A 12157-nucleotide genomic window follows, 5' to 3' on the forward strand; every position below is an offset into this window, starting at 1 on the left:
CTGTATGGCGATCGAACCGCCAAACCATGATCCGGTGCCCGACTGGCGCCATAATGCAGTTGCCGAACGCCCAAACGAGGAGACCCGATCGTGTCCGACTACACCGTGACCCGCACCGAGCTGATCGCCGCCCCGGCCGAGCAGATCTATCCCCTGATCGTCGATCTGCACGAATGGCGGAAGTGGTCGCCGTGGGAGGGCCTCGATCCCCACCTCGACCGGACGTATTCCGGCCCACAGGCCGGTCCCGGTGCCGGCTACGCCTGGTCGGGAAACCGCAAGGCGGGCAAGGGCACGATGAAGGTCGCCGACGTCACCGAACCCTCCCGGGTGGCCGTCGACGTCGCGTTCGAGAAGCCGATGAAGTCCACCAGCACAAGCGTTTTCACCCTCGCTCCCCGTGACGCGATGACCGAGGTGACCTGGACGATGACCGGTCCCCATTCGCTGTTCTCCCGCATCGCCGCACCACTGGGACTCTTCGACCGGATGATCGGCAAGGACTTCGAAAAGGGTTTGGCGGCATTGAAATCCACCGTCGAAAAGCAGCCCTGACGTCCCGGACGCTCGGCGACACGTCAGCGCGAGTACACCACTTTGGTCCCGAGCACGATATCGGGGATCGAACGGCGTCGGGGGTCGACGGCAACCCAGGCGAGCCCGATCGGGACAAAGGTGTAGAACACCGCGCGCAGCAACGCGACACTGGGCCGCATGACGTTTCGTCGTCGTCCGCGCACCCGTAGTCCCATGAGCACGCAGCCGAGGGTGCGTCCGGAAATGGCCCAGCAGAGCGTGTTGTAGAGGATCGAGGCGACGATCCATCCGGTCGCGGTGAACAGCGGACCCGGATTCGGGAACTTCACCTGGGGCGCATTCACGACGAGCAGGACCATCGTGAAACCGATGTACACCCCGCCCAGCATGGCGGCGACGGTGAGGAGATCGACGGTCGCGCCGACACTGCGGCTGACGATGCCGGCGGTCCGGTCACTGTCCTGCACCTGGTGATGCGGCTGCGTCGCCGCGTCGTCAGTCATGCGGTTCGGCTTCCGGCCGGGGCCCCTCGATCTCGGCGGCCGGATGCCGGCGCAGCACCCGGGCGACGATGTTCGCGACCGCATCGTCGGCCCGCTCACCACTGCTCCGGACATCGGTCATCACGTCCGCGGTGACCGATGTGCTCGCGTCCCGGATGATGCCCGTCAGGTCGACACCTTCGATGATGTCGTTCGCCAGTCCGATGAGGTCGACGCGGTTGAGGATGGCGTCGACGTCGATGCGTGCGGCGATGGCGTCGATGTCGAGGCCGGCCGCGATCTTGTCCAGGTCGACATTGGCCACCGCCGCATCGAGATCCACGCGTTCGGTGATCACCGAGTTCAGATCGACCCGGTCGAGGATGGCGTAAATGTCCAGACCCGCCGCGACCTCGTTCAGGTCGACGTTGTCGCGCACCAGGCCGGTGAGGTCCAGCTCCGCGACGATCGTCGAAATAACCACCACCACAAGGGCTGTCGCCGCGTCGATGGCTACCGGAGCCGCACTCAGGACGCGCCGGCCGTCGGCGGCGAGCCGATCGATGCCACGCTGCCCCACCGGACCGACGACGGGCAGGCGCAGGGCGTATCGCACACCCGCCCTGGCCGCCCGCGCGGCACCGACGCCCAGCCGGACCCCGAGCGCACCCGCGCCGACCACCACCGCCACGTCACGCGGTACGTCCTTGTCCACGAATGAATCCTAGGCCAAAACACCGCAGCCGCTGTGCCCTTGGCAGGACAGCGGCTGCGGATGTCGAATCGCGGAGCGCTCTACAGGCTCTCGTAGAGTTCGCGCGCCAGCTTGGCGGTCTCCGACGGGGTCTTGCCGACCTTCACGCCGGCCGCCTCGAGGGCTTCCTTCTTGGCCTGCGCGGTACCCGAGCTGCCGGACACGATGGCGCCCGCGTGGCCCATCGTCTTGCCTTCCGGCGCAGTGAATCCCGCGACGTACCCGACGACCGGCTTGGAGACGTTGGCCTTGATGTAGTCGGCGGCACGCTCTTCGGCGTCGCCGCCGATCTCACCGATCATCACGATGACCTTGGTCTCGGGGTCCTTCTCGAACGCCTCGATGGCGTCGATGTGGGTGGTGCCGATGACCGGGTCACCGCCGATGCCGATGGCGGTGGAGAACCCGAGATCGCGCAGCTCGTACATCATCTGGTAGGTCAGGGTGCCCGACTTGGACACCAGACCGATCGGGCCCTTGCCGGTGATGTTGGCCGGGGTGATGCCGACGAGCGACTCGTCCGGCGTGATGATGCCGGGGCAGTTCGGCCCGATGATCCGCGTCTTGTTGCCCTTTTCGACGTTGTAGGCCCACGCGTACGCGCTGTCCTGCACCGGGATTCCCTCGGTGATGACGACGAGCAGCGGGATCTCGGCGTCGATGGCCTCGATGATCGCGTCCTTGGCGAACTTCGGTGGCACGAACGCGATGGAGGTGTCCGCGCCGGTTTCCTTGATCGCCTCGGCGACACTGCCGAACACCGGCAGCTCCAGGTCGGAGCCGTCCTTGGCGGTGTGGCTCACGGTGGTGCCGGCCTTGCGTGCGTTGACACCACCCACGATGTTCGAGCCTGCCTTGAGCATCAGGGCGGTGTGCTTGGTGCCCTCACCGCCGGTGATGCCCTGCACGATGATCTTGTTGTCTTTGTTCAGGAAGATCGACATTGGCTCAGTTCCTCACTTGCTCGCCAGTTCGGCGGCCTTATCGGCGCCGGCGTCCATCGTTTCGGCGAGCGTCACCAGCGGGTGATTCGCATCGGCCAGGATCTTGCGACCCTCCTCGACCTTGTTGCCGTCCAGGCGGACGACCAGCGGCTTGTTGGCCTCGTCACCCAGCTTGTTCAGCGCACCAACGATGCCGTTGGCGACCGCGTCACAGGAGGTGATACCGCCGAACACGTTGACGAACACGCTCTTGACCTGCTCGTCGTTGAGGATGACGTCCAGGCCGGCGGCCATCACCTCGGCCGAGGCGCCACCGCCGATGTCGAGGAAGTTCGCGGGCTTGACACCGTCGTGGGCCTCACCGGCGTAGGCGACCACGTCCAGCGTCGACATGACCAGTCCGGCACCGTTCCCGATGATGCCGACCTGACCGTCGAGCTTGACGTAGTTGAGGTCGTTCTCCTTGGCCTTGAGCTCGAGCGGATCGGTGGCGTCCCGGTCCTGGAAGGCCTCGTGGTCGGGATGCCGGAAGTCGGCGTTCTCGTCGAGGGTCACCTTGCCGTCCAGCGCGAGGATCTGGTCGTCGGGGGTGCGGACCAGCGGGTTGACCTCCACCAGCGTGGCGTCCTCGCCGACGAACACCTCCCACAGCTTCTGGATGGTGATGGCGGCGGCGTCGAGCACCTCGGCGGGCAGCTTGCCCTTCTCGGCGATCTCGCGGGCCAGCGCCAGGTCCACTCCGGTCACCGCGTCGACCGGCACCCGCGCGAGCGCGTCCGGGTTCTCCTCGGCGGTCACCTCGATCTCCACGCCACCCTCGACCGAGCACATGGCCAGGTAGGTGCGGTTGGCGCGGTCGAGCAGGAAGGAGATGTAGTACTCCTCCGCGATGTCGCTGGCCTCGGCCACCAACAGCTTCTTGACCACGTGGCCTTTGATGTCGAGGCCCAAGATGTTCTCGGCGTGCGACTGTGCGTCATCAGGGGTGGCGGCGTACTTCACGCCACCGGCCTTGCCACGTCCACCGACCTTCACCTGCGCCTTGATCATCACGGGCTTGCCGATTTCCTCGGCGATCGCCCGCGCATCGGCGGCAGTGTCAGTCACCCGCCCGGGTGTGGTGGGAACCCCATGCTTGGCGAACAGTTCCTTCGCCTGGTATTCGAAGAGATCCATTCAGCTCACCATCTCGTAGATTTGCCCGCCGGGAAAAGGGAGGTTGTCGCGGGCCATATCGGACTCTAAACCCGCGGAGTAGCGGGCATTACACCACCTCCGCCTCTTGTGCGACAGATCACTCGCTCGGTACGGTCTCGCACCCCGCCCGATGTGACGCCGGCGACCTGTGATGTCATGTCTGTCGCCGATCGACGACGATGTGCCATCGCGAATCTCGAGTTGCCGATGAACTCATCTGTCGAGACATGTTTGTGATGCAACTCACATTTGCCCAGGATTTTCGGGTCGACCGTTGGACTTGCCGCAATCATTTCGTTACCGTCGGCTGGCAGCACGGGTCACAGAAGGATTACAGGCGGTACCGCAGTAGTCCTCGATTGCAGAGAGCGGGTGGACGATTTGACGGGACGAGGCACTGCCGCCGAACCGCTCACGACCACCGGACGCGATGACTGGGCCGAGTCGGCCAACGAAATGACCACGATCATCCCGATCGACGAGATCGCCGGCGACGCGCCCGCGTGGGACGCCGAGCGCCGACACCGCCAGTACCGTCCCACCCGCTCGGAGATCACCCAGGACATCGTCATCCCGGAGGCCGAGTTCGGCTCCTACCGCGACGTCTCCTTCGAGGATGACGACGATGCCGGCCAGGTGGACCAGAAACCGTTCGCCACCCTCCCCGCCACACAGGGCCAGTCCACCCGCCGAGGTGGCAAGCACCGCCTGCCCGCACCGCCGAACGCCCTCAAGGGTGGTCGCGCCGCACTCATCGCCATGGCCGCCGGCGCCGCCGTGACCGCGGTCGCTCAGGTCAACTCCTCCGACACGGTCACCACTCCGGCCAACACCGCCAACGTCGACCCGGCCGGCGCCACCCCCGATCTGGGTCCCGGTGTCGCCGCTGCGTCCGCGACGAAGGACATGGCCACCTTCACCGACCAGCTGGCGGTCGGCAAGCAGCTGGCGTCCGCCGAGGCCGCTCGCGAGAACCTGCTGCGGCGACCGCTGTTCGTCTCCCCCCTGCCCGTCGGCCAGTACCAGTTCACCTCGACCTTCGCGATGCGATGGGGCAGCTTCCACGGCGGCGTCGATTTCGCCGCGCCCCTGGGCACCCCGATCCACGCGGCGACCGACGGCGTCGTGATCGAGGCGGGCCCGGCGTCGGGATACGGCAACTGGGTTCAGATCCGCGCCGACGACGGCACCGTCACGATGTACGGCCACATGGCGTCGTCGGGCGTGCTGGTGCAGAAGGGCCAGCGGGTCACCGCCGGCGACGTGATCGCACTGGTCGGCAGCGAAGGCTTCTCCACCGGTCCGCACTGCCACTTCGAGGTCTGGAAGAACGGGACGATGAAGATCGATCCCGCACCCTGGCTCGCGGCACACGGCGTGCGGATGTCGGCCTACGTCGGCGGCTGATCCGGCTCCCGAGCGGATTTCTCCTCAGTCCTGATCGTGGGGCCAGTTGCCCTGCAGGATCAGCTCTTCGAACGTCTTGATCAGATGCGGGTTCAATTCGGTTTCGGCGGCCTCTTCGAACTTGCCGTCCCACTTGGCGAACCAGTCGTCGTCGCGCGCCATCAGATAGATCGGCCAGCCGTGGGTGATCTCGAGGTCGTCGGAGTAGAGATCGGTGGAGCCGTCCTCGGCCATGTACCAATGCTTCTTGCCCGAATCCCGGAAGGCCGCGACCTCGTCGCCGGTGACGTAATACTCGCCGTCTGATTGCTTCATGAGGCGATCCTACGGACCGGAGTGCGGCGAAACCTACAGTTTCTCTCCCGGTAGCCCACCCAGCGTCATGAGCGCGATCCGGCCGACGTTGCCGCCGAAGTCGAAGATGATCCGCTCGGTCGGTCCGCTGCCCTCCTTGGCGACCGCCTTGCCCAGACCGTACTTCGGATGGTTGATGCGGTCACCGACCTCGTAGTGCACCTGCTTGTTGCGTCCACGTGCCGGGTCCGGCGAATACGACGACCGGCCACGCGCCTCACCACCGAAACCGGAGTCGCGTCGACCGAACACACCGCCGGACGAACCGAACTGCCGGCTCGCCGAACGCCGCTTCTCGGTTTGCCGCCAATTCATCAGATGCTGCGGAATCTCTTGCAAGAAGCGCGATTCCGGGTTCGACACCGGCGTTCCCCAGGACGCCCGCATCACCGATCGGGTGAGGTAGAGCCGTTCCTTGGCGCGCGTGATCCCGACATAGGCCAGCCGACGTTCCTCGCTGAGCTCGGCCGGATCGCCGAGTGCCCGCAGATGCGGGAAATGTCCGTCCTCCCAACCGGTTACGAACACCACCGGGAACTCCAGGCCCTTCGCGGTGTGCAGGGTCATCAGCGTGACGACGCCGTCGCCCTCGTCCGGCACCTGATCGGCGTCGGCCACCAGGGACACCTTCTCCAGGAACGACGCCAGCGAACCCGGTTCGGGCTCACCGTCGTTCGCGGGGATGTCGTCGTCGAGGTCGTCGAGATCGTCGAGGTCGTCCGACGACGCCAGACCGGCCGCGTCGGCGCTGAATTCCCGTGCCACCGCGACGAGTTCGTTGATGTTGTCCAGCCGGGCACCGTCTTGCGGATCCCGCGAGGCCTCGAGTTCGGCCCGATAGCCGGTGCGTTCCACGATCGCGTCCACGAGTTCGCCGATGTCGGCGCCCTCCTCGGTGGCGTCGGCGACCGCGACATCCTCACTCGCCTCGCCCGCGGCGCCGAACGTCGCCAGGAAATCGTTGCGCAACCCCTCGATCAGCTCCACGAACCCGCCGATCTGCTTGACGGCCCGCGTGTTCAGCAGCGCCACCTTGCCCTCGGCACCTTCCACGAGCGCCTCGTAGAAGCTGACACCCCGGTTCTCGGCGTGCACCGCCACACAGGCCTCGGCACGGTCGCCGATACCGCGACGCGGCGTGTTCAGGATGCGGCGCAAGCTGACCGAGTCGTCGGGATTGGCCACCACACGCAGGTAGGCGACGACGTCGCGAACTTCCTTGCGTTCGTAGAACTTCGTCCCGCCGACGACCTTGTACGGGATGCCGTGCCGGACGAACACCTCTTCCAGCGATCGTGACCCCGTGTTGGTCCGGTAGAACACCGCGATGTCGGAGTACTTGTGCGACGACGATCCGCCGATCGAGTAGTCGGTGAGCTCCTCGATCTCCTTGGCGATGAACATGGATTCCTCGCGGTCGGATTCCGCGACGAACCCGACGATGAGTTCACCATCGCCCGAATCGGTCCACAGTCGCTTCTCCCGACGATTGCTGTTCTGCGCGATCACGGCATTCGCGGCGGACAGGATCGTCTGGGTGGAGCGGTAGTTCTGTTCGAGCAGGATGGTCTCGGCGTTCGGGAAGTCCCGTTCGAACTCCTCGATGTTGCGGATCGTCGCACCGCGAAACGCGTAGATCGACTGGTCGGCGTCACCGACCACGCACAGCTCCGACGGCGGCACCGCCGCGTCGTCGGGGCCCTCGCCGACGAGCTCGCGGATGAACACGTACTGGGCGTGGTTGGTGTCCTGGTATTCGTCGACCAGCACGTGCCGGAACCGGCGCCGGTAGTACTCGGCGACCTCCGGATGACGCTGCAACAACGAGACCGTCTCCCCGATGAGGTCGTCGAAGTCGAAGGCGTTCGCCGCCGCCAGTCGCCGTTGGTATTCGGCGTAGATCTGCGCGACCTGCAGGACCGTCGGCTCGCCGTCCGACGCGTCGGCGAGCGCCTGGTCCGGGTCGATCAGTTCGTTCTTCAGATTGGAGATCGACACCGCGACGCCGCGCGGGTTGAACTTCTTGGGATCGAGATCGAGATCACGAATGATCATGCCCAGCAAGCGTTTTGAATCGTCGGCGTCGTAGATGGAGAAGTTCGAGTTCCGTGAGCCGAGCAACGCGGACTGGGCGCGGAGGATGCGCACGCACGTCGAGTGGAAGGTCGACACCCACATGTACGCGGCCCGGGGACCCACGAGTCCGATCACCCGCTCACGCATCTCGGCGGCCGCCTTGTTGGTGAAGGTGATGGCGAGGATCTGCCCGGGGGTGGCGTCGCGCTCGGCGAGCAGATAGGCGATCCGTCGGGTGAGTACCGCGGTCTTGCCCGAACCGGCGCCGGCGACGATGAGCAGCGGGGCACCGGTATGCACCACCGCCGCGCGCTGTTGCGGATTCAGGCCGTCGAGGAGACGCTCGGAATGCTCGTCGGCAGCGGCGTTCGGGGAGGTACGGGACGTATCACGGGTGGAGCTTGTCATCACGGTTCAGGCTACTGCAGACCTGTGACAGCCACGGCGACCGACATGGCCGCCCCCGGGTCCGCAGACGCTACGATATGCCGACATCCCGGGGGAGGAATCGAGATGAAGCCGAAGAGCAATACCGTTCCGGCGATCGTGCTCGCCGCAGGTCTTCTCGTGCTCGTGGCGGCGCTGGTGGTGTGTTTCATCCCGTTCCCGCAGAACGGCTCGGCGTCGCCGACCGCGGCGTTCGCGACCCAGAAGCGACTCGACGCGGTCGCATTCAAGCTCGGGACGAGCCCGGGCGCGCGTTACTCCGGGAAGGTGACGTCGACGTTCAAGGGTTCCGAGCCCCGTACCTTCGGTTTCTCCGACCTGACGGTCACCTCGACGAAGAATGCCGAGGGCACGATCACGCTGGAGAACAACACCGCGCAGTACCGGCAGATCGGCAACTACCGGTGGATGAACGGCCCCTCGCAGATCTGGACCGACCTGTTCAAGGGGTTGTCGGTCCTGACCTACCTCGACCTGAAGCCCACGAACAACACGTGGGCGGAGCTGACGTTCTCCGGCGTCCCCGACCTGGGGCAGATCCTCACTCCGGTCAGTCTCGCAGGCCGGATCGGCAACACCGAGCGCGTTCGCGCGCCCGAACCCGGACTCGAGTTGCCGTCACCGAACAAGGGACTGCCCGACGCTCGGTTCTGGCCGACCAGCGATCCGGAGATCACCACGCCCGCGCCCAACACGGTGCAGGTCGGCGACATGACGACCACCTACAACCCCGACACCGGCGCGGTCACCCACATCAAGGGCACCTTCACCGACGGCGACCAGGAGATCTCCCTCGACACCGACGTCACGCCGCTGTCCGCCGACGACCTCGGCGACCTGTTCGACAACGAACGCAAGCTGGTGCCCGACCTGACGAACGCGCCCGCGCCCGGTATCCCGCTGGCCGGCGACCGGGTCTCCACCGGGCCGGGACCGGGCAGCTGCACCCCCGCCTCGTGCGACTTCGTGACGACGGTCAGCGGCGCGATCCTCCCCCAGTACGCCGACGACCTGGCGGCCTTGCGTGGTCACGTGAACTTCGGGATCACCGTGACGTTCGCCGTCGACAACCAGCCGACGGGTGTCCGTGGCGGCACGTGCACCCGCGTCGTCGTGGTGGCGTATGGCGCCAAGGCGACCACCAACTGCGCCGCGACCAATCTGCCGTCGGGCAATGTGGTCAAGCCGACCACCAACTATCAGTACCTACCGTTCCGCGAGCTGGATGCGGGCATGCTCAACGACTACATCGACCACCAGGAGAAGTCGTCGGAGTCGCCGATCACCATGGTCCGCACCGGCTCGAAGAAGGATGCCGCCGCGAAATACAGCGACGAGGTGACCGGGCTGCCCAGCAGCTATGTCGTCCAGATCGGCGACTACCTGTTCGACGGCATCGGTCCGGACGGCAACCTCTTCGTCGCGTTCGCGCCCGGCTACGCCGAGCACGTGACCGCATCGGGGTTCGACCCGAACTGGGCCGGGACCGCGCTGCTGACCGATCAGCTCAAGAAACAGGTCGCGTCCGCCGGGGATCGCGCGATCACCTATTTCGTCGCCGAGACACAGGTCGCCGACGCACTCCGCAAGCTGGCCCAGGCGCAGGGCGTCGACACCGAGAAACTCCGGGTGTACGACCAGGCGCCCGCCTGATCGCGGGCACCCACGGTCACCCGACGTATCGCGCGTCGACGACCTCCCCGACGTGACCCTCCCCGGTGTGCAGTGCGAGCCCGGGGGTTCGCGGGGTCAGCGAGAGTTCGGTGCCGCGCCCGTCGAGTCGGACGTAGGCGACGTGCAGTCCGGCCCGCACGGGTACGCGAACCGGCGTACCGCCGTCGAGCGACATGGTGACGACGCCGTCGCGGTTGGCGCAGTACCCCAACGCGACCGTCCAGCGCCAGGTGATCAACGGTCCGTCCAGCCGCAACCGGACCGGCCCGGTCACCTCCGGACGATCACAGGCCCCGGCACCCGCGAGAATGCCACGAGCGCGGGTCATCGCTCCGGGCACCAGGTTCCCGGCGGTGTCGAGCACGTTCAGGCGGTCGGTGGTCGAGGCGAACTCGGGTCGTTCCCGGACCCGGCCGAAGGTGTGACTGATCTGGTTTTCCGGATAGGCGACCGGCAGCAGGACTTCCAGCGGCAGCGCCTGATCGAACATCGCGTGGTCACGGTTGGCAGCCAGCGACCGCTTGGCGGTGGCGAGATAGTCGCCGGTCGGATCGTTGCGCCACGACCGGGAGAACGAGACCAGCGAGATCGACGCCGAGACGATCAGCAGGGCGCCGACGAGTAAGGCGACCACGGCCGGGGACCCGGCGTCGTCGGTCGACCGTGCATGCCGTCGGGCGTCGGCCGATGACCTCGCCGACGGCGGTGCACCGATGACGAGCGCGATGGCGATCGTCATCACCACCGCGGTGTCGGGCAGGTAGCGCATGGTCTGCGCCAGCTCGAGCGCGGTGTCGGAACTCGACCGGTTCCACATCACCGGGATCTGCGCGACCACGGCGTAGATCGCGGCGCAGAGGATCACCGCCGCCGCGCCGCGCCGGCGCATCACCGCCCACACGCTCACCGCGCCGAGCACCACCCAGCCGGCGATGATCATCCACAACGGCGCGAAGCCCATCGGCGGGCTGGGCACCCAGCGGTCCCACTCCCACGGTCCTCCGACGAGCGACGGGACGATCGCGTTGTTGACCGACCGCCAGACGAGGCGGATCGTCTGTGCCACCGAGTGCACGCCGGCGGTCGCGTCGGAGACCGAGAAGAACAGCAGCGTCCACAGCACGAAGATCACCGTGAGTACCGCCCACAGAGTGCGGGCGCCGACGAAGGCGCGGGTCAGCGCGGTGTCGGTGTAGTCCGGGGTGTCGGTCGTGTCGGCGTCGGTGGCGTCGGCGTCGGTGGCGCCGCTTTCCCCGAGGCGACGGCACGCGAGCACCGCGGCGACCGCGGCCACCGGCAGGATGAACAGCGACTTCTCGAAGAACGCGAGCGCGATCACGAACACGATCGACGACCTGATGACGATCGCCCGTGCCCCCGCGACAGTCCCGCCCGACCGGGCGAGCAGCACCGCGTCGGCGACGATCCAGGCCATCGCCGCCTGCATCGGCAACGAGTTGAGCGCCGACGCCCACCACGCGAACGCCGGGACCGTCATCGGCGTGAAGAGGTAGAACGCCAGCGCCGCAATCGCGCCCACGCCGGCGGCCGGCGCCAGCACGCGGATCATCCGCCACACACACAGCGAGGCGATCGCCTGCAGGACGATCAGCGTGATCGCGGGCACCGTCCAGGTGACCGGCGCGATGACGGTGGAGATCCCGGCGACCAGGAATGCGGCGGGCATGAAGTGACCGTCGTGGCTGTGTCCGAGGTAGTCCCAACTGAGGATCGGATGCGACGAGGCCCGGCCGATCAGGATCAGATCGTCCCAGTAGAAGTTGCCACCCGCCGCCAGCCACCCCCGGAGCACGAGTTGCGCGACGATCAGTGCGATCGCCACCGACGACACCGTCCGCCTGCTCAGCATGGGCTCCAGTCTCACGGGCCACCGACCGCGTGGCAAAATCGGTCGGGTGACCGACGCCAAGACACCCGACGAGCAGACCGGCAGCACCGCAGGCACCGCAATCGCATTCGACGTGGATGCCTACGACCTGTCGTCCGACGTGGATGCCTTGCCCGACGACATCGACACGCTGCGTCTCGAGATCGACCGCATGGACGCGATGATCCTGGCCGCCGTCAAACGCCGGTCCGCCGTCTCGAAGAAAATCGGTGCGGCACGGATGGCCTCGGGCGGTCCGCGACTCGTGCACAGCCGCGAGGTCAAGGTGCTCGACCGCTTCGCCGAACTCGGCCAGGAGGGGCACACCCTCGCGATGCTGCTGCTACGACTGGGCCGCGGACCACTCGGGCGCTGAGCAGATCGGTGTCACCCTCCG

11 protein-coding genes are annotated in these 12157 nt (G+C 66.8%); 4 read left to right on the forward strand and 7 right to left on the reverse strand.

Annotated features, from left to right (window positions below):
* Nucleotides 1-87: 87 nt before the first annotated feature.
* Nucleotides 88-555, forward strand: a complete 468-nt coding sequence (locus ACWDTI_RS09285; protein ID WP_449738042.1) for an SRPBCC family protein — start codon at nucleotides 88-90, stop codon at nucleotides 553-555.
* A gap of 23 nt (nucleotides 556-578) precedes the next feature.
* Here the strand turns inward: ACWDTI_RS09285 and ACWDTI_RS09290 are convergent, their stop codons facing one another.
* The 4 genes from ACWDTI_RS09290 to sucC all read right to left on the reverse strand — a co-directional run bounded on the left by ACWDTI_RS09290 (nucleotide 579) and on the right by sucC (nucleotide 3893).
* Nucleotides 579-1040 carry an RDD family protein gene (locus ACWDTI_RS09290; protein ID WP_449737781.1) on the reverse strand — a complete coding sequence of 154 codons (462 nt, stop codon included), beginning with the start codon at nucleotides 1038-1040 and terminating at the stop codon, nucleotides 579-581.
* The gene (locus ACWDTI_RS09295) at nucleotides 1033-1734 is read right to left on the reverse strand and encodes a hypothetical protein (protein WP_449737782.1); all 702 of its coding nucleotides are present in this window, start codon (nucleotides 1732-1734) and stop codon (nucleotides 1033-1035) included. The genes ACWDTI_RS09290 and ACWDTI_RS09295 overlap by 8 nt, the downstream gene beginning before the upstream one ends.
* An 80-nt stretch (nucleotides 1735-1814) precedes the next feature.
* A complete protein-coding gene (gene sucD / locus ACWDTI_RS09300; RefSeq protein ID WP_449737783.1) occupies nucleotides 1815-2717 on the reverse strand; it encodes a succinate--CoA ligase subunit alpha in 903 nt (300 codons plus the stop codon).
* Nucleotides 2718-2729: 12 nt separating this feature from the next.
* On the reverse strand, nucleotides 2730-3893 hold the full coding sequence (gene sucC / locus ACWDTI_RS09305; RefSeq protein ID WP_449737784.1) for an ADP-forming succinate--CoA ligase subunit beta: 1164 nt from the start codon (nucleotides 3891-3893) through the stop codon (nucleotides 2730-2732).
* 393 nt (nucleotides 3894-4286) lie between these two features.
* Here sucC and ACWDTI_RS09310 point away from each other — a divergent pair, with 393 nt between their 5' ends.
* Nucleotides 4287-5321 carry a M23 family metallopeptidase gene (locus ACWDTI_RS09310; protein ID WP_449737785.1) on the forward strand — a complete coding sequence of 345 codons (1035 nt, stop codon included), beginning with the start codon at nucleotides 4287-4289 and terminating at the stop codon, nucleotides 5319-5321.
* 24 nt (nucleotides 5322-5345) lie between these two features.
* Here ACWDTI_RS09310 and ACWDTI_RS09315 read toward each other — a convergent pair whose 3' ends face one another.
* Nucleotides 5346-5636: a hypothetical protein gene (locus tag ACWDTI_RS09315; protein WP_449737786.1), complete on the reverse strand. Its 291-nt coding sequence runs from the start codon at nucleotides 5634-5636 to the stop codon at nucleotides 5346-5348.
* Between the two features lie 33 nt (nucleotides 5637-5669).
* Nucleotides 5670-8159 carry a UvrD-helicase domain-containing protein gene (locus ACWDTI_RS09320; protein WP_449737787.1) on the reverse strand — a complete coding sequence of 830 codons (2490 nt, stop codon included), beginning with the start codon at nucleotides 8157-8159 and terminating at the stop codon, nucleotides 5670-5672.
* A gap of 105 nt (nucleotides 8160-8264) precedes the next feature.
* On the opposite strand from ACWDTI_RS09320, the gene ACWDTI_RS09325 reads away from it, so the two are divergent.
* The gene (locus ACWDTI_RS09325; RefSeq protein WP_449737788.1) at nucleotides 8265-9851 is read left to right on the forward strand and encodes a hypothetical protein; all 1587 of its coding nucleotides are present in this window, start codon (nucleotides 8265-8267) and stop codon (nucleotides 9849-9851) included.
* A 16-nt stretch (nucleotides 9852-9867) separates the two neighbouring features.
* Here the strand turns inward: ACWDTI_RS09325 and ACWDTI_RS09330 are convergent, their stop codons facing one another.
* On the reverse strand, nucleotides 9868-11742 hold the full coding sequence (locus ACWDTI_RS09330; RefSeq protein WP_449737789.1) for a hypothetical protein: 1875 nt from the start codon (nucleotides 11740-11742) through the stop codon (nucleotides 9868-9870).
* 46 nt (nucleotides 11743-11788) lie between these two features.
* Between ACWDTI_RS09330 and ACWDTI_RS09335 the strand changes: the two genes are divergently transcribed.
* Nucleotides 11789-12136, forward strand: a complete 348-nt coding sequence (locus ACWDTI_RS09335; RefSeq protein ID WP_449737790.1) for a chorismate mutase — start codon at nucleotides 11789-11791, stop codon at nucleotides 12134-12136.
* Nucleotides 12137-12157: the final 21 nt, after the last annotated feature.

This window comes from Gordonia sp. NPDC003424, assembly GCF_053588655.1.

Bases quoted from the DNA above. Each gene is read 5' to 3' on its own strand.
- ACWDTI_RS09290 (WP_449737781.1), bottom strand. From the start codon at position 1,040: ATGACTGACGACGCGGCGACGCAGCCGCATCACCAGGTGCAGGACAGT.
- sucD (WP_449737783.1), bottom strand. From the start codon at position 2,717: ATGTCGATCTTCCTGAACAAAGACAACAAGATCATCGTGCAGGGCATC.
- sucC (WP_449737784.1), bottom strand. From the start codon at position 3,893: ATGGATCTCTTCGAATACCAGGCGAAGGAACTGTTCGCCAAGCATGGG.
- ACWDTI_RS09315 (WP_449737786.1), bottom strand. From the start codon at position 5,636: ATGAAGCAATCAGACGGCGAGTATTACGTCACCGGCGACGAGGTCGCG.
- ACWDTI_RS09320 (WP_449737787.1), bottom strand. From the start codon at position 8,159: ATGACAAGCTCCACCCGTGATACGTCCCGTACCTCCCCGAACGCCGCT.
- ACWDTI_RS09325 (WP_449737788.1), top strand. From the start codon at position 8,265: ATGAAGCCGAAGAGCAATACCGTTCCGGCGATCGTGCTCGCCGCAGGT.
- ACWDTI_RS09330 (WP_449737789.1), bottom strand. From the start codon at position 11,742: ATGCTGAGCAGGCGGACGGTGTCGTCGGTGGCGATCGCACTGATCGTC.